Annotated in this window: 17 protein-coding genes and 1 pseudogene; 16 read left to right on the top strand and 2 right to left on the bottom strand. The window is 40.4% G+C overall.

The features are described from left to right. Positions 1–77 precede the first annotated feature (77 nt). The 3 genes from AC1DSL_RS09910 (at position 78) to AC1DSL_RS09900 (ending at position 3,647) form a co-directional block, all read left to right on the top strand. The gene (locus AC1DSL_RS09910) at positions 78–707 is read left to right on the top strand and encodes a helix-hairpin-helix domain-containing protein (RefSeq protein ID WP_477532037.1); all 630 of its coding nucleotides are present in this window, start codon (positions 78–80) and stop codon (positions 705–707) included. A gap of 73 nt (positions 708–780) precedes the next feature. Continuing rightward, the gene (locus tag AC1DSL_RS09905; protein WP_016426868.1) at positions 781–1,362 is read left to right on the top strand and encodes a ComE operon protein 2; all 582 of its coding nucleotides are present in this window, start codon (positions 781–783) and stop codon (positions 1,360–1,362) included. A 23-nt stretch (positions 1,363–1,385) separates the two neighbouring features. Next, on the top strand, positions 1,386–3,647 hold the full coding sequence (locus tag AC1DSL_RS09900; RefSeq protein ID WP_477532036.1) for a DNA internalization-related competence protein ComEC/Rec2: 2,262 nt from the start codon (positions 1,386–1,388) through the stop codon (positions 3,645–3,647). Positions 3,648–3,664: 17 nt separating this feature from the next. On the opposite strand, the gene AC1DSL_RS09895 is transcribed toward AC1DSL_RS09900, so the two are convergent. After that, positions 3,665–3,799: a YqzM family protein gene (locus AC1DSL_RS09895; protein WP_477532035.1), complete on the bottom strand. Its 135-nt coding sequence runs from the start codon at positions 3,797–3,799 to the stop codon at positions 3,665–3,667. Positions 3,800–3,965: 166 nt separating this feature from the next. On the opposite strand from AC1DSL_RS09895, the gene holA reads away from it, so the two are divergent. Together holA and AC1DSL_RS09885 are read left to right on the top strand one after the other, a co-directional pair. Beyond that, the gene (holA, locus tag AC1DSL_RS09890; protein ID WP_016426871.1) at positions 3,966–4,976 is read left to right on the top strand and encodes a DNA polymerase III subunit delta; all 1,011 of its coding nucleotides are present in this window, start codon (positions 3,966–3,968) and stop codon (positions 4,974–4,976) included. 17 nt (positions 4,977–4,993) lie between these two features. Continuing rightward, entirely contained in the window at positions 4,994–5,227 is a 234-nt protein-coding gene (locus AC1DSL_RS09885) for a hypothetical protein (RefSeq protein ID WP_342543452.1), read from the top strand. Between the two features lie 135 nt (positions 5,228–5,362). On the opposite strand, the gene rpsT is transcribed toward AC1DSL_RS09885, so the two are convergent. Further along, positions 5,363–5,611, bottom strand: a complete 249-nt coding sequence (rpsT, locus tag AC1DSL_RS09880) for a 30S ribosomal protein S20 (RefSeq protein WP_016426872.1) — start codon at positions 5,609–5,611, stop codon at positions 5,363–5,365. A 212-nt stretch (positions 5,612–5,823) separates the two neighbouring features. Here rpsT and gpr point away from each other — a divergent pair, with 212 nt between their 5' ends. From gpr to AC1DSL_RS09825, 11 genes and pseudogenes are all read left to right on the top strand, one after another. After that, a complete protein-coding gene (gene gpr / locus AC1DSL_RS09875; protein ID WP_477532034.1) occupies positions 5,824–6,873 on the top strand; it encodes a GPR endopeptidase in 1,050 nt (349 codons plus the stop codon). A 32-nt stretch (positions 6,874–6,905) separates the two neighbouring features. Then, entirely contained in the window at positions 6,906–7,730 is an 825-nt protein-coding gene (gene spoIIP, locus AC1DSL_RS09870; RefSeq protein ID WP_477532033.1) for a stage II sporulation protein P, read from the top strand. Between the two features lie 62 nt (positions 7,731–7,792). Continuing rightward, on the top strand, positions 7,793–9,616 hold the full coding sequence (gene lepA / locus AC1DSL_RS09865; protein ID WP_016426875.1) for a translation elongation factor 4: 1,824 nt from the start codon (positions 7,793–7,795) through the stop codon (positions 9,614–9,616). Positions 9,617–9,682: 66 nt separating this feature from the next. Beyond that, the gene (gene hemW / locus AC1DSL_RS09860; RefSeq protein WP_036659638.1) at positions 9,683–10,822 is read left to right on the top strand and encodes a radical SAM family heme chaperone HemW; all 1,140 of its coding nucleotides are present in this window, start codon (positions 9,683–9,685) and stop codon (positions 10,820–10,822) included. Between the two features lie 94 nt (positions 10,823–10,916). Then, positions 10,917–11,951, top strand: coding sequence for a heat-inducible transcriptional repressor HrcA (gene hrcA / locus AC1DSL_RS09855; protein ID WP_342543454.1), 1,035 nt, complete (start codon positions 10,917–10,919; stop codon positions 11,949–11,951). Positions 11,952–11,968: 17 nt separating this feature from the next. Next, positions 11,969–12,541, top strand: coding sequence for a nucleotide exchange factor GrpE (grpE, locus tag AC1DSL_RS09850; RefSeq protein ID WP_016426878.1), 573 nt, complete (start codon positions 11,969–11,971; stop codon positions 12,539–12,541). 33 nt (positions 12,542–12,574) lie between these two features. Next, positions 12,575–14,404: a molecular chaperone DnaK gene (dnaK, locus tag AC1DSL_RS09845; protein WP_477532032.1), complete on the top strand. Its 1,830-nt coding sequence runs from the start codon at positions 12,575–12,577 to the stop codon at positions 14,402–14,404. 128 nt (positions 14,405–14,532) lie between these two features. Continuing rightward, entirely contained in the window at positions 14,533–15,654 is a 1,122-nt protein-coding gene (gene dnaJ, locus AC1DSL_RS09840; RefSeq protein WP_477532031.1) for a molecular chaperone DnaJ, read from the top strand. Positions 15,655–15,667: 13 nt separating this feature from the next. Then, a complete protein-coding gene (gene prmA, locus AC1DSL_RS09835; protein ID WP_477532030.1) occupies positions 15,668–16,615 on the top strand; it encodes a 50S ribosomal protein L11 methyltransferase in 948 nt (315 codons plus the stop codon). A 7-nt stretch (positions 16,616–16,622) separates the two neighbouring features. Then, positions 16,623–17,360 carry a 16S rRNA (uracil(1498)-N(3))-methyltransferase gene (locus tag AC1DSL_RS09830; protein ID WP_477532029.1) on the top strand — a complete coding sequence of 246 codons (738 nt, stop codon included), beginning with the start codon at positions 16,623–16,625 and terminating at the stop codon, positions 17,358–17,360. Between the two features lie 313 nt (positions 17,361–17,673). Continuing rightward, positions 17,674–17,775: pseudogene (locus AC1DSL_RS09825) on the top strand (deoxyribose-phosphate aldolase); the annotation flags it as partial.

The raw sequence follows: 17,775 nt of genomic DNA, 5'->3' as shown, positions 1-17,775 counted from the left end.
AATTCGTTTATAGTATGGATAACTCCATAAGAATTGCTCCCTGTAGGAAAGGATGACCCAATCTGATTCTTGCATGGATGAAAAAACATACGAATAAAGCAGTGCTTGTAAGTGCAGGTATTATTTTATTTGTACTACTGTTTAAACCTTTTTCAAACGAGCAGGCGCCCCCACTTGCCGATACGCTCGAAACCATTCAAACCCCCATCCCAAATACAATTCCAACTGAAGAACTGAACGAATCGGAAGAACCTGACATCGAAATAAATGAAGTGGTTGTCGTTGATGTAAAAGGACAAGTCCTGACACCTGGCGTTTATACATTAACTCATGGAAGTCGTGTATTGGATGCCATTCAGCTTGCAGGAGGCCTATTGCCAACCGCTGAAGAAAAAGCATTGAACTTGGCTGCGAAACTGACCGATGAAATGGTGATCTATGTACCATTGATTGGCGAAAAGGACGTAGCGACAACTATTTCGACAACACCAGATTCAACTAGAGAAAAATCTACTATCATTAATATCAATACTGCCGATGAAATGACCTTAATGACACTTTCAGGTATCGGTCCTTCCAAGGCGAAGGCAATTCTTGCATACCGGGAAGAAAAAGGACTTTTTCAATCGATTGAAGACTTAAAAGAAGTTTCTGGAATCGGAGATCAAACTTTTGAGCAACTGAAAGATTTCATTTCGGTTAAATAAAACCATATTCAATTGACGATTCAAACGTGTTCCTACTAAACTAGATAAGAGTTTACAATCAGGGGGCGTTTTTATGGAGCGAATAACATGGGACCAATTCTTTATGGCACAAAGTCATTTACTGGCGCTTAGAAGCACATGTACAAGATTAGCGGTAGGTGCAACCATTGTACGGGATAAGCGGATCATGGCAGGTGGATATAACGGATCCATTTCCGGTGGCGATCATTGCATCGATCAAGGATGTTACGTTGTGGATCATCATTGTGTCCGTACAATTCATGCAGAAATGAATGCCTTGTTGCAATGTTCGAAATACGGCATATCAACTAATGAAGCGGATTTGTACGTGACTCATTTCCCTTGCCTTCCTTGCACAAAATCAATTATTCAGTCAGGAATCCGACGTTTATATTACGCGAAAGATTATAAAAACAGTGAATATGCCATTCAATTACTTGCCCAGTCAAATATTGAAGTCGTGCATGTATCTTTCGATGAACGGAAAATTGATTTCTTAAGCGATCAGAAAATCACTTTGTATTTGGACATGCTTCATAAGTTAAGAGAGAAGGGTGTTCCTGCAGAAGAACTGGCTTCATATGAAGCGCAGGTGAATGAGTTATTTGGCAAAACCATTGGAACCAACGCCTAATCTATATTGCCGTCGCAGCCATAGTGTCAACCAGCGCGGCAATCGGCTCCATCCAACTTCTTTTTTTACATGCCCCACTTATTCTATTATTTGTACGTAATCGATTTAAGATATTCTTTTTATTAAGTTATGTAGCAGTGGCTATTTTTTTCTTTTTGCATGCACAAGACAAATTGACGCATGATTCACATGAAGTCGCTCAAGAAGATGTTTATACCTGGACTTCGATTCATACAATAAAAGGCTCCAAATTAAGAGGATTCGCAATATCTGAGGGAAAACAAAAATGGTATATTGTGTATACTTTTGTTTCAGAAGAAGAGAAAATCAAATTCTTGAATCAGTCGTTGACAGATGCAGTATTCAAGATAACGGGACAAATAACACCTGTCCCAATGCCAGCCCATGAGTATGCGTTTGATATGCAAACCTACTTAACAAGCCATGGGGCAACAGGGATGTTGTCGGCTAGCACAATGGTACAGGTTTCTCAGCCAGATGGAATAATCGGCTGGATTGCCAATCAGCGATTTCTCATGGAAAAGCATATAGACAAGCATTTTCCACTTTCACTTCAAGCAGAAGCCAAAGCACTTTTACTTGGCTTAAGAGATGACGTTGACCCAAAGGAGAATCGCGCCTATCAAATACTTGGCATCACGCATTTGTTTGCCATTTCGGGTCTTCATGTAGCGTTTCTGACCTATATCTTTTATCAATCACTTCTTAGATTGTCCATTCGTAAAGAAGTCGCCGTATGGTGTTTAATCGTCTGTTTGCCAGTCTATGCATGTTTAGTTGGTGGGGCTCCTTCAGTGTGGCGTGCGGTCGGTGTCGTGGAAATTCTATTACTTTCAAAGCAACTCCACAAAAGACTGGCAGTCGTTGATGCTTTCGCAATCAGTTTGCTTATTTTTATTTACCTGCAACCGGGGGTATTACTCCAGGTAGGATTTCAATTGTCTTATGGAGCCGCCACGGTATTGCTTTTTTCTTCCCCATTTCTACAAGCACAAACAAATGTTTTCAAGCAATCTTTTTGGATTACTTTTCTCTGTCAAATTGGGGTTGCACCAATCCTTCTCTATCACTTTTACGAAATTTCTCTTTCCTCTTTTGTAGTCAATCTTTTGTTTGTACCACTCTTTTCCGTCATTATTTTACCGATTAATTTAGTGCTGTTTAGTTTATCGTTTTTCTTCCTTTCTTTAACCGATTTCCTGTTCATTTTGTATGAACCGTTAAGAATGGCTTTGACGAGTTTCATTCTAAAACTAGCCTCCATTCCAAATCAACTGTGGAATCCAGGCAAACTATCGAACTGGCAGATGGTTGTGGCCTTTATTGGTGTGGTCGCTACTTTTTTTGTTCTGGAGCTTCAACACGCTAAGAAAAGACTTATTTTGACATTAGGTTTGCCGATTGCCATCATTCAAGGTTCTTCTTATTTCGATTCAGCGATTGAAGTGTCATTCCTTAACGTCGGGCAAGGGGATGCAACCCTTATTGAACTTCCGCATCGACAAGGGGTCATTCTGGTTGATTCGGGAGGATTGTTGAGGTTTGATCAAGCCGCTTGGAAACTATCAGGCACACCTTTTGAAATAGGAAGGGAAGTAATTGTACCTTTCTTGAAAGGAAGAGGCATTCAAACAATTGATACGTTTATTTGGACACATGCGGATAGTGATCACATTGAAGGCGCAGAAGAAATATTGGAGGAAGTAAAGGTAAAAGAAATCCATGTGACACCTGGCGCTATTGCTGAAAATACATTGCAACACGCGGTACAAACTGCGTTGGCTATGAAAATACCGATTAAAGAACAAATGTCGGGAAGTGGATTCCGAATAAGGAATACACAGTTTACTTATGTATCGCCACAGGATACTACGTATGAAGGAAATGATGATTCGCTCGTACTATACTTGAAACATGATTTGTTTACAGGAGATTTAGAACAGGATGGGGAAGAGGATTTACTGAAGGTGTATGGAGGAATACAAAATATCAACCTATTAAAAGCTGGACATCATGGTAGTAAAACTTCCAGTTCTGAAGCGTTTTTACAAAAGCTACAACCACGGCTCACCATTTTTTCAGCAGGTCAAAACAACCGTTACGGGCATCCAAATCATGAAGTGGTCGAAAGGTTCAAGGAATTACAATTACCGACTATGACAACAGCGGAAGTTGGCACTATTCATGTCCGTTATGAAAAGGAAGCAATGACCGTGTGGACGTCATTCGAAAAAAACATAAAAAAAAGAGACCTTTCACAATGAGAAGTCTCTTTTTTTGCTTATTTTGTAATGAAGTCAATTACAGTCGCAATGGTGAAAATCGCTGCAAAGAAAACAAAAGATACAACGAAACCAATACCTGAGTCACTCACATCGTTACGTCTGGTTTGGACATTCTTTTCAAATTCGTTCATTGCTACCCCTCCTAATTCAAATTAATTATAAGTGATTGCTTCGGAAAAATCTATAAACAACAAGTTTTTTTCCGTAATTTCAGCTGAATGACACATTTTGTTCAAACACCAGTGAATTTCGATTTGATGTATAATGGAAATGAATGTGTGTAAGAGGAGGTTCTTCATGTTCTCAAGTATTTGGAAAAAGATTCAAAAAGGCGAATTCAGTCCGATTTATTTGCTAGTCGGCACAGAGCATTACTTTTTTGACGAAACTATCCGTCGTCTGAAAGAATCACTGAATAAAGCCGGAGAAACGGATATATTGATGTTTGATTTAGATGAAGTTCCCGTTCAACATGTTATTGAAGAAGCGGACACTATTCCGTTTTTTACAGAGCGTAAATTAATTATTGCCAAGAATGCCTCTTTTTTAAAAGCGACAGAAAAAGGAAAAGAAAAAATAGATCATGATTTGAAGTCATTTGAAAGTTGGGTTCAGCATCCATCTGAAACGGCCATCACAGTTTTCATTGCTCCTTATGAAAAATTGGACGAGCGAAAAAAAGTGACAAAGTTGATGAAGGATAAGGCTTTGTTGCTGGAAGCGAAACCTCTCGAAGGAAACGACTTATCAGTCTGGGTGCAATCAACAGTCTCCCAGGAAAGCAAAAGCATGACGGATGATGCCATTGCCCGTTTGATTGAGACAGTAGGTCAGGACCTTGTTCAGTTGCAGTCCGAAATACATAAAATGGCGACGTATGTAGGAGAAGAATCCGAAATCACGAAAGATGTCGTGGAGTTGCTGATGACCCGCACATTAGAACAGGATGCGTTCCAGTTACTGAATGCATACTTGCGAGGTGATACGACCACCGCATTGACGGTATACCATGACTTATTAAGGCAAAAAGAAGAACCGATCATGCTGACCGCATTGCTGGCTTCCCAAATTCGCTTGATGTCGAATGTTCGGTACCTGCAAAAGAAAGGCTATCATGCACAGGCAATAGCGAAACAATTAAAAGTCAATCCGTATCGCGTCAAATTAATTGTAGAAAGCAGACAGCAAGTAGGAGAAGAACGTTTGCTCGAAGTGTTACACCGTCTCGCTGGTGCTGATTACCAATTAAAAACAAGTAGCGGCCGACGTGAACGGATTCTGGAATTATTTTTAATGAATCGGTTATAAGACAATGGACTTGAATCGTGATTAAAGCGAATCAAGTCCATTTTTTATGGGAAAAGGATGGAGAGAATTTCAAGTCTGAGAATATTGTCGTTTTGACTTCTGAAACTAACAAGTCTCTTGATAGTAAAGGAACCTGCGACACTCCTGCGGAAAAACGGGCTGTCAAGACCCTCAGTGAGGACAAAGGAACGAAGGCTAAGAACACCACCTCGTATGGCAACACCTTTGTGACCAACATCCTGTTGGCATGAGGAGGCTTGCCAGTTCGTCCTTGGAAAGGGGGCGTGATTCCCACTTTTTTTATAAATCATAAGAATAGTTAACTAATAATGGGCTTAAGACAAAAAAAGACCGGATTCGTCAATCGAATCCGGTCTTTCATATCATTACGCTTTTTTCATTAATTGAGCTTTTTTACGAGCCGCAGTGTTTTTATGAATTAATCCTTTAGAAGCTGCTTTATCTACTTGCTTGATAGCAGATTGTAAAAGTTCTTTTGCGTTTTCTTCGTTGTTAAGAGAAGCATTTTCAGCTTTCTTAACTGCTGTACGCATTGTAGACTTCGTGTGAGAGTTTTGTGCGTTAGCAGAAGCATTCGTTTTTACACGTTTGATTGCAGATTTGATGTTTGGCATATCTTTCACCTCCTATAAAAGGTCCGAGATCAAGAGATTCTCGAGTTTAAGCGTTAATGCGCGTTTATTATGCGCTGTTTGCTTTAAGTATTAGATCAGTATTATCAATACAACAAGCATTATTTTAGCAAACCAAAAGTTAAATTGCAATAGATTCACGCAAAGAATATTTACTTGACACCTTGGGCAAACTTTTTCTTGAGGTGATATGGATGAATATACGTAATCTAATGCGGACTGATTTAATCGATGAAGCAACCGAAGTGGTTCAGCATCGAACGGAAAAAGAGAAAGATACATTATATGAAACGCCTGGGATTCAAATGAATGAAGAGCGTAAAGGTCGTGTTCATATAACCCATATTGAAACGGATGCAAATGGGGCAGAGTCAATAGGTAAAAAAGCTGGAACATATATTACTTTATCCGTTCCAACTTTAACTGCTGAAGATGACGAAGGATTCAAGGAACTAGAGCAACAATTTATTCAATCATTGGATGATATTCATAAGCAAATTAATTTAACGGCACAATCTAAAGTACTAGTAATCGGATTAGGAAATCGGACGATTACACCGGATGCAATCGGTCCTTTGGCAATCGACCGTTTTCATGAAGCAATGTTCCATTTTCCATTTGAAACAGGACAAGTTTTATTTTATGCACCGGGTGTAACAGGTCAAACCGGTTTGGAAACAGGTGAGTTTGTTAAAGCGATCTCTGAGCATGTCAAACCAGATTTGATTTTGATTATTGATGCATTAGCAGCACGTAATCAAGATCGCCTATGTAAAACCATCCAGCTGACAAATACCGGTATCCACCCAGGTTCGGGTGTAGGAAATGCGCGAAGTGAAATTTCGTTTGAATCATTAGGAGTTCCTGTAACTGCTATCGGTGTGCCAATGGTTGTGGATGCACCAGTGCTAGTTGTGGATGCGATTGAAACAGTATTCAAAGTGATTTCATCCCAAATCGGGGAGACGACGAAACCATCTTCAGCCCTATCAGTAGGATCATGGCTTAGAAGCTCAGATGAACCCGTAAATGTTGAAGCCATCAAGCCGATTTTCGGTGAATGGGCAGGGTGGTCAAGCGATGAAATCCGAGGACTATTGCAGGAAGTTTTGCCCCCTCATCACCAACAATTATTTGTTACGCCAAAAGAAACAGATACGTGGGTTGTAAGGCACGCAGAAATGATTCAAGCGAGTGTAACGAAATGGCTACAAGAGGATGTTTTTAGTTCTAACCAACCCTAATCCTACGTAAGTTGTAGGAGGAGGGGTGTACAATGCGCAAAACATTGCAGAAAGTCATGAGTTTCTATCTTTTTTTATTTTTAATGCCAATATTAATGATTAAGCTCCCCATGCTGGCATTTGGAACAACGGCCTCAGAAAAAGTTGAAACTCGACCGGTTGCATATGCAGCAAATACGAAAGAAATCACAAATGATTCCACAAAAGAAATCACAGTGAACACCACAGATCACCCAATTAATGTCTTGCTGTATTTCACACATATTCAGGAATCGTACCAACCGATTGTCGAAAAAAAACTAGGCCTGAAAGCAGTTAATTATCATCCTACTGCCAACATATCTAACGTAAGTAACCTTGTTGTCCAGCATTTTAGTTTAAATGGGGATTCAGTCGACGTGCTGCAGTTTGCCAATATGAATAATATGCAGATTAGCGGTGCATATGGGAAAATCCGACCATATCTGCAAAAGCAGTTAGCAAAAAATCACTATGATGTTGTTCTGGATATTCACCGTGATTCCATCAAACGCGAAAAGACAACAATGCAGTCCAATGGCACGTCATATGCGAGAATGTCTTTTGTTGTAGGGGCCGAACATGCAAACTATAAATTGAATGAAGCCTTTGCCAAAGCAATTTCCGATGAGGTAAATGCCATGGTTCCCGACATCTCAAAAGGGGTGTTAGCTAAAACCCGGGATACCGGAAATGGGATATATAACCAAGACCTATCAAGCCACTCTCTTCTAGTTGAACTGGGTGGAATCGAGAACACGGAAGAAGAAATCAATCGGACCATTGCCATCCTGACAAAGGCAATTTCCAACTTCTTTGAGGAGACGCCTGAAACCTAACATTGATGAAAGACATGTTCACTGCTATAATTCTAGATAGTTTAATTAGGAGTGGACATTGCATGAATCGAGAAGAACGTAACAAACGCCAACAGAATATCCGAAACTTTTCAATTATCGCCCATATCGATCACGGTAAATCAACATTAGCCGATCGAATTTTAGAGCAAACCAAAGCATTGACTTCAAGAGAAATGAAAGCTCAACTTCTCGATTCAATGGATTTAGAGCGTGAACGTGGAATTACGATTAAATTGAATGCTGTACAACTGAACTATCGCGCTAAAGACGGCGAAGATTACACGTTCCATTTAATCGACACACCAGGACACGTCGATTTCACATATGAAGTATCCAGAAGTTTAGCTGCCTGCGAAGGGGCTATTCTTGTTGTAGATGCAGCACAAGGAATCGAAGCACAAACATTGGCTAACGTTTATTTAGCGTTAGATAATGAACTTGAAATTTTACCGGTCATCAATAAAATTGATTTACCGGCAGCTGATCCAGAACGCGTTCGCGGAGAAATTGAAGAAGTCATTGGTCTTGATGCTTCTGAAGCTGTACTTGCTTCCGCAAAAGCTGGAATTGGTATTGAAGACATCTTAGAACAAATCGTTGCTAAAGTGCCTGCACCTACTGGTGATCCCGAAGCGCCTTTAAAAGCGCTTATCTTTGATTCTCTTTATGACCCGTACCGCGGAGTAGTAGCGTACATACGTGTCATGGAGGGGACGGTCCGCCCTGGGGACAAGATCCGCATGATGGCAACCGGAAAAGAATTTGAAGTGATTGAAGCGGGTGTGTTTACGCCGAAGGCAACACTTCGTGACGAATTGACTGTAGGAGACGTAGGTTTCTTAACTGCAGCAATCAAAAATGTTGGAGATACACGTGTAGGGGATACAATCACACATGTTGCAAATCCTGCAACTGAATCCTTACCTGGTTACCGTCGATTGAACCCGATGGTGTATTGTGGTTTGTACCCAATTGACACGTCTAAATACAATGACTTACGTGATGCTCTAGAAAAGCTTGAGCTGAATGACGCTGCATTACAATTTGAGCCAGAGTCTTCTCAGGCACTTGGTTTTGGATATCGTTGTGGATTCCTTGGACTTCTTCATATGGAAATCATTCAAGAACGTTTGGAACGCGAATTCAACATTGATTTAATTACGACTGCTCCAAGTGTAATTTACGATGTTCATATGACAGATGGTCAGATTAAAAAAGTGGACAACCCATCGATGATGCCAGACCCACAAAAAATCGACCGCATCGAAGAGCCATATGTTAAAGCTACCATCATGGTACCGAATGATTTCGTAGGTGTGGTGATGGAACTTTGTCAAAAGAAACGTGGTAATTTCATGACGATGGATTACATCGACAAAACGCGTGTAAGCATTATTTATGAAGTACCACTTTCTGAAGTCGTGTACGATTTCTTTGACCAATTGAAATCAGGAACGAAAGGCTATGCGTCATTTGACTATGAATTGATCGGATACAAACCTTCGAAACTTGTGAAGATGGATATCCTGTTGAATGCTGAACAAGTGGATGCATTAAGCTTTATCGTTCATAATGACTTTGCTTACGAACGCGGAAAAATTATTGTTGAGAAATTAAAGAAATTGATTCCAAGACAACAATTTGAGGTGCCGATACAAGCAGCAATTGGACAAAAAATTGTCGCTCGTTCGACAATCAGTGCAATCCGTAAAAACGTTCTTGCAAAATGTTATGGTGGAGATATTTCACGTAAACGTAAACTTCTTGATAAACAAAAAGAAGGTAAGAAGCGTATGAAACAAGTAGGTTCAGTTGAAGTACCACAAGAAGCGTTCATGGCCGTATTGAAGATGGACGAAGATTGATCAAATAGGTTTGTTAATGGAGGCTACTAGTTGGCCTCCTTTTTCTATAAGAAAGAAGGAAATGCCATGATTAAAGGAGCTTATATTCATATTCCTTTTTGTCATCAAATTTGTCACTACTGTGATTTCAACAAAGTGTTCTTTAAGAATCAACCGGTAGACGAGTATATCGAAACACTCGGCATGGAAATGAAGATGTTTGTTGAAAAGTACAAAGATCATTTACATATGGATACGATTTTTCTGGGTGGAGGAACACCTACAGCGCTGAGTGCGGATCAATTGGAAAGATTGTTCGAACTCATCAAACAACATATTCCGATGCAACATGTGCAGGAATTTACATCTGAAGCAAATCCAGATGAACTGACACACGACAAATTAGTTGTCATGAAAAACAATGGGATTAACCGTTTGAGCTTAGGTGTACAAAGTTTCGATGCGGATATACTAAGTCGCTTAGGTCGCACTCATTCAAACGAACATGTATACAAAACCATTCAAATGGCTAAAGATATCGGATTCACCAATATCAGCATTGATTTGATGTACGGCCTTCCGGGGCAAACAATGGACCAGTGGAAATATACACTGGACAAAGCGCTTGAACTGGATTTACCGCACTACTCCGCATATTCATTAATCGTCGAACCAAAGACGGTTTTTTATAATTTGATGACAAAAGGCAAATTGATTTTGCCGGGCGAAGACTTGGAAGCGGATATGTATGACGTGTTAATGACTGAAATGAAATCAAGAGGCATTCACCAATACGAAATCAGTAATTTTGCAAAGCCAGGTTTCCATTCGAAACATAACAATCTGTATTGGGACAATGTAGAATACGCAGGATTTGGTGCTGGGGCACATGGATACGCCTTAGGAAATCGCTATGCAAATATTGGTCCGATTAAAAAATATATGGACGCACTAGTAAGTAGAGAGTTTCCGGTGAATTCCATTCATGAAGTGACAGCTGTTGAAAGAATGGAAGAAGAAATGTTTTTGGGCTTACGAAAAGTTGCAGGAATCAATAAAAACAGCTTTGAAGAAAAGTTCGGCAAATCATTGGAAGAAATGTATGGACAAGTACTATCCAAGCATGTTGCAAGTGGCTCCATGATTAGCAACGAAGATAGCGTCGCTTTAACTCGAAAAGGAAGATTTATCGGAAATGAAATTTTCCAATCTTTTTTAATGGAATAAATAATCGTATCCGTTGACTTTAGTCAACGGATTTGATAATTTATGTATGAGTATTAGCACTCGCAAGAGATGAGTGCTAACAGAGGTGATAATAATGTTAACGAACCGACAATTGCTCATATTGCAAGTAACAGTTGATGACTTCATTGAGACCGCTCAACCAGTGGGATCAAGGCAGCTTTCCAAAAAAGAGGAAGTGCCGTTCAGTCCTGCGACGATTCGAAATGATATGGCTGATTTAGAAGATTTAGGTTATTTGGAAAAAACGCATACGTCGTCAGGTCGCATTCCTTCTGAAAAAGGATATCGATTTTATGTTGACCATTTACTTACGCCTCAACTTGCTTCATCAGATGACATGCAGCAAATTCAATCTGTCTTCCAGGAAAGAATTACTGAGACGGAACAAGTAATTCAAAAAACGGCCATGATATTGTCCGAATTAACGAGTTATACATCGATTTTGCTCGGACCTGATGTGCGTAAACACCGAGTTAAAAGATTTTCGATTGTTCCTTTAACCAATGATTCGGCAGTCGCAATCATCATAACGGATTCTGGTCATGTTGAAAATCGATTGTTCCAATTGCCGCAAGGTCTGACAGCATCTGATATTGAAAAGATGGTAAACATCTTAAATGAACAGCTGACCGGTGTTCACTTGCATGAACTTCAACGTGTGCTTGAAAAAGAAGCGGCCGCTTTGTTAAAACAGCATATTGGTCGTTACGGTGAACTCATGGCTTCATTTGGCGCAGCTATCTCGAGCCCACATGAAGAAAAAGTATTCTATGGCGGCAAATCCAAACTGCTTCATCATCCAGAGTTCAGTGACCTCCAGAAGGCTCGCGGCTTAATTACGATGATGGATCAAGCTAATCAAATTTCAACTTTGTTTTCACCGAACCAAGCGGGTATTCACATTCGCATCGGTTCTGAGAATAACCTTTTGGAAATGGAAGAATGTAGTGTCATTACAGCATCCTATACCATTGGGGAAGAACAAATGGGCTCCATAGCTATTATTGGCCCAACTAGAATGGATTATCGACGAGTTGTCACTTTACTGGATGTCATGAGTGGCGATCTGTCTCGTGAACTTACTCGCATTTTGCGTGGTTCACGATAAAGAAGGAGGAACTAAACGTGTCGCAATCTGAAGAAAAAGAAGTTGTCTCAAACACGGAAGAAAAAGAATCTGTGGAAGTTTCTGAACAACCTACGGGTACTGAAGAACAGCTGACAGGTCAAGAAACAAACAATGAAGAGCCATCTGAGCTCGAATTGCTACAAAAACAATTAGACGAAGAAACAAACCGTCATTTGCGTCTGCGTGCAGACTATGAAAATTTTAAGCGTCGAGCGCATTTGGACCGTGAAGCTGCGGATAAATATAAGGCACAGAACTTGCTTTCAAACTTATTACCAGTGCTTGATAATTTCGAGCGTGCCATGCAAGTAGAGTCGGCTTCGGAAGAATCACAATCTTTGCGTAAAGGCTTAGAGATGGTCTACAAGACATTGGTTGAAGCAACCGAAAAAGAAGGTTTACAAGTAATCGAAGCCGAAGGTGTTGAGTTTGACCCGAATTTACATCAAGCAGTTATGACCGAATCGGACGACTCAAAAGCATCAGGTATCGTGTTACAAGAGTTGCAAAAAGGATACAAGTACAAAGACCGTGTGCTTCGACCAACAATGGTAAAAGTAAACGAATAACTTAACTTTCATACTTCTAGGAGGAATTATAGAATGAGCAAAATTATCGGTATTGACTTAGGAACAACAAATTCATGTGTATCAGTTCTTGAAGGTGGAGAACCAAAAGTTATCCCAAATCCAGAAGGTAACCGCACAACACCATCTGTTGTCGCATTCAAAAACGGCGAACGCCAAGTTGGGGAAGTAGCGAAACGTCAATCAATCACGAACCCGAACACAATTCAATCAGTTAAACGCCATATGGGTACTGATCATAAAGTAGAAGTTGAAGACAAAGAGTACACTCCACAAGAAGTTTCAGCTATGATTCTTCAATACCTTAAAGGGTACGCAGAAGATTACTTGGGTGAAAAAGTAACAAAAGCAGTAATTACAGTTCCTGCTTATTTCAACGATGCTGAGCGTCAAGCAACTAAAGATGCTGGTCGTATCGCTGGTCTAGAAGTAGAACGTATTATTAACGAACCAACTGCAGCTGCTCTTGCATACGGTTTAGACAAAATGGATCAAGACCAAACGATTTTAGTATATGACCTTGGTGGCGGTACGTTTGACGTATCAATCCTTGAACTTGGCGATGGCGTATTCGAAGTGCGTTCAACTGCCGGTGACAACCGTCTTGGTGGGGATGATTTCGACCAATTGTTAATGGATTATTTCGTTGCTGAGTTCAAAAAAGAAAACGGTATCGATTTATCTAAAGACAAAATGGCTACTCAACGTTTGAAAGATGCAGCTGAAAAAGCGAAAAAAGATCTTTCTGGAGTAACATCTACTCAAGTTTCATTACCATTCATCACTGCAGGCGAAGCAGGTCCATTACATTTGGAAATGACTTTAAGCCGCACGAAATTTGATGAATTAACAGCTTCATTAGTAGAACGTACAATGGTGCCAACGCGTCAAGCATTAAAAGATGCTGACCTTTCACCTTCACAAATCGACAAAGTTATTTTAGTTGGTGGATCTACGCGTATCCCAGCGGTACAAGAAGCAATTAAGAAAGAAACAGGCAAAGAACCACATCGTGGTGTTAACCCGGATGAAGTAGTAGCAATGGGTGCAGCCGTGCAAGGTGGCGTATTAACAGGAGACGTTAAAGACGTAGTACTTCTTGACGTAACTCCACTATCTCTTGGTATTGAAACAATGGGTAGCGTGTTCACGAAATTAATCGAGCGCAACACGACGATTCCAACATCAAAATCACAAACTTTCTCAACAGCTGCTGATAATCAACCAGCTGTAGATATTCACGTTTTACAAGGTGAGCGTCCAATGGCTACTGACAACAAAACGTTAGGTCGTTTCCAATTGGCTGACATTCCACCAGCACCACGTGGCGTACCTCAAATCGAAGTAACTTTCGATATTGATAAAAATGGTATCGTAACAGTTAAAGCAAAAGATTTAGGAACTCAAAAAGAACAAAACATTACAATCCAATCAAATACGGCTTTAACTGACGAAGAAATCGATCGTATGGTGAAAGAAGCGGAAGCAAATGCTGAAGCGGATAAAGCGCGTAAAGAAGAAGCTGAATTGAAAAATGAAGCGGATCAAATGGTCTTCATGACCGAAAAAACATTAAAAGATCTTGAAGGCAAAGTTTCTGAAGAAGAAAAGAAACAAGCTGAAGACGCGAAGGACGAGTTAAAAGCTGCTCTAGAAGCTGGTAACTTGGAAGATATCCGCACGAAAAAAGACAAGCTGAATGAAATCGTGCAAGCATTGACGATGAAACTGTACGAACAAGCTGCAGCTGAAGCTCAAGGAGCAGAAGGTGCAGAAAGCACTAAAAAAGATGACGGTGTCGTAGACGCTGAATTCGAAGAAGTAAACGACGATAACAACAAGTAAGACAAGATAGACAACCGAAAAAGTCAAAGTCTGGAATACCGACTTTGGCTTTTTCAATGTCTTTGGCATTGCGGATATTCGCGTGTTACAATAGATGCTATGTGAAAGTTTGATCAGGAGTGTGACAAATGAATAAACGAGATTACTATGAGGTACTTGGATTAACAAAAAGTGCTTCAAAAGAAGAGATAAAAAAAGCATATAGAAAATTGTCGAAACAATTCCATCCCGATATCAACAAAGCTGCGGATGCTGTCGATAAATTCAAAGAAATAACAGAAGCATACGAAGTGTTGAGCGATGACCAGAAAAAAGCTCAATATGACCAGTTCGGGCATGCTGGACCGAATCAAGGTTTTGGTGGATTCGGTGGAGGAGCAGACGGATTCGGATTCGATGATATCTTCAGTTCATTCTTTGGTGGTGGAGGATCACGTCGTCGTGACCCAAATGCACCGCGTAAAGGTGATGATTTACAGTATTCAATGACGATCGATTTTGAAGAAGCTGTTTTCGGTAAAGAGACTGAAATTGAAATTCCAAAAGAAGAAACATGTGATACTTGCCACGGAAATGGTGCGAAACCAGGTACAGCACCTGAAACTTGTCATCACTGTCAAGGTACGGGCCAGTTAAATGTGACGCAGGATACGCCTTTTGGACGTATGGTAAATCGCCGTGCATGTCATCACTGTCAAGGTACAGGCAAGTTAATCAAAGATAAATGTGCAACATGTCATGGACAAGGCACAATGAAAAAACGCAAGAAAATTAAAGTGACGATTCCTGCGGGTGTTGATGATGGTCAACAACTACGTGTTTCCGGACAAGGCGAGCCAGGTAAAAATGGCGGCCCAGCTGGTGATTTATATGTAGTCTTCCGCGTTAGATCTCATGATCGATTTGAACGTGACGGGGATGACATTTATTTCGAATTGAAATTAACGTTCCCTCAAGCATCTTTAGGCGATGAAATTGAAGTGCCTACTGTAAACGGCAAAGTGAAACTGAAAATTCCAGCCGGCACGCAATCTGGTACGACTTTCCGCCTTAAAGGTAAAGGCGTGAAGAATGTACATGGTTATGGAATTGGTGATCAACACGTAGTAGTGAAAGTAATGACGCCATCTAAACTGACCGAGAAACAAAAACAACTGCTTAGAGATTTTGCTGAAATTAGTGGCGATATCCCGGAAGAACAAGGCAGTTCATTATTTGATAAAATCAAGCGCACGATAAAAGGTGACTAAGGAGTTGACGCAGGTGAAGTGGTCAGAGCTATCCATTCATACGACGCATGAAGCGGTAGAAGCAGTTTCGAATATTTTGCACGAAGCAGGGGCAAGTGGTGTAGTCATTGAGGATTCCGAGGAGTTCGCACGTGAACGTGAAGACAGATTCGGTGAAATTTATGCATTGAATCCAAATGATTTCCCGACAGAAGGAGTTATTCTGAAAGCGTATTTACCTGTTACAAGTTTTTTAGGGGAAACAGTCGAAGAAGTGAAGCTCGCGATCAATAACCTGATTAATTATGATATCAACATCGGCGACAACATCGTGAAAATAAGTGAAGTCAATGAAGAAGAATGGGCGACAGCATGGAAAAAATACTATCACCCAGTGAAAATTTCGGAACGCTTTACAATTGTCCCTACGTGGGAAACATACGAACCAGTTGCGACAGATGAATTGATTATCGAACTGGATCCGGGAATGGCGTTCGGTACGGGAACACATCCTACAACAGTAATGTGTCTGCAAGCACTTGAGAAAACCGTTAAACCTGGTGATTATGTAACAGACATCGGCACCGGTTCGGGTGTCCTGGCAATCGGGGCGGCATTACTCGGAGCAAAACATGTTCATGCACTTGATTTGGATGAAGTAGCAGTGCGTTCTGCGAAAATTAATGTCAAGCTGAACAAAGTTCAAAACACGACAGATGTAGTTCATGGTAACTTACTGGATACGGTCAAAGAACCATCTGACGTTGTGGTTGCGAATATTTTAGCTGAAATTATTATGTCCTTTACACAAGATGCATTCAAAGTCGTGAAAGAAGGCGGCATGTACATTACTTCAGGAATCATTGGGGCTAAAAAAGACGATGTTAAACAATCACTTGAAGCTGCTGGATTTGAGATTGAAGAAGTAATGATGATGGAAGATTGGGTTACAATCATTTCGAAAAAACCAGTGAAGGAATAAAGCAAAAATGCAAAGATACTTTATCCCTCAACAATTCGAAGATGGAATTGCGATTATTTCAGGCGATGATGCCAAACATATTCAAAAAGTAATGCGTATGCAAGAAGGTCAATCTATTATTGTCGTTTCGGATGGCCATGCTTATGAAGCAACAATTGATGGTTTTGAAGGTCAGGATGTCCGCGTGAAAAAATCATCTGAATCGTTACGCTCAAACGAACTGCCGAAAAAAGTAACGATTTGTTGCGGATTGCCTAAAGGTGAGAAATTGGATTTGATCACTCAAAAAGCAACAGAACTTGGCATGCATGAACTTATTCTCTTTGAGGCTGAACGTTCCGTTGTAAAATGGGATGCCCAAAAAGGCAGTAAAAAACAGCAACGTTTGCAAAAAATCGCCAAAGAAGCTGCAGAACAATCTCATCGTAATGTGGTTCCCGCTATCCAAGATATTGTGACTTTCAAGCAGCTACTGCAGATGACCGAGAAGTATGATGTTTGTTTTGTTGCTGATGAAGAAGATGCCAAGTTGGAAAAACGAACACGCTTTGCTGAAATTTTATCAAAAACAAATGAGCAACAATCCATTTGTGTTGTGTTTGGACCTGAAGGCGGTTTGTCCCGAACAGAAATACACGCACTTATGGATCGAGGATTTCAATCGATTTCCTTAGGACCACGTATTCTTAGAGCGGAAACAGCTCCTTTATATGTACTGTCTGCAATTTCCTACGAATTTGAATGAGATGTTCAAGTCTTGGCGATACTAAATCCGAGGATTAGCGTGATTTATCGAACAGTTGTATGACTTGGTACGCAAAACAATCCAGTACATTTCGGTGTACTGGATATTTTAATGTAGCTGGGAATTTTAGTATTCCCGACTGGGTTGCGCGAATAGAAGACCCAAAACCGCTAATAGTCAATATTCGACTGACGATTTGCTTTGAAGTGAAAAAAGCGCACTGGTGTCAACTTTAAGTGATTTGTAGTGAAAAGTAACGACTAACATGGTAAAATCAAGAGGTACGGACAACTTCCGAAAGGGTGAAATCATTTTGACTACAAATATTGCGTCAATGATCGATCATACATTATTAAAACCGGAAGCTCCACAAGACCAACTTGAGCAACTTGGTGCAGAAGCTCAAGAATACACA

It is taken from the genome of Paenisporosarcina sp. P4_D4 (genome assembly GCF_056401835.1).
Note: the sequence above shows the minus strand (reverse complement) of the source record. Positions and strands in the feature narration are given on the sequence as shown.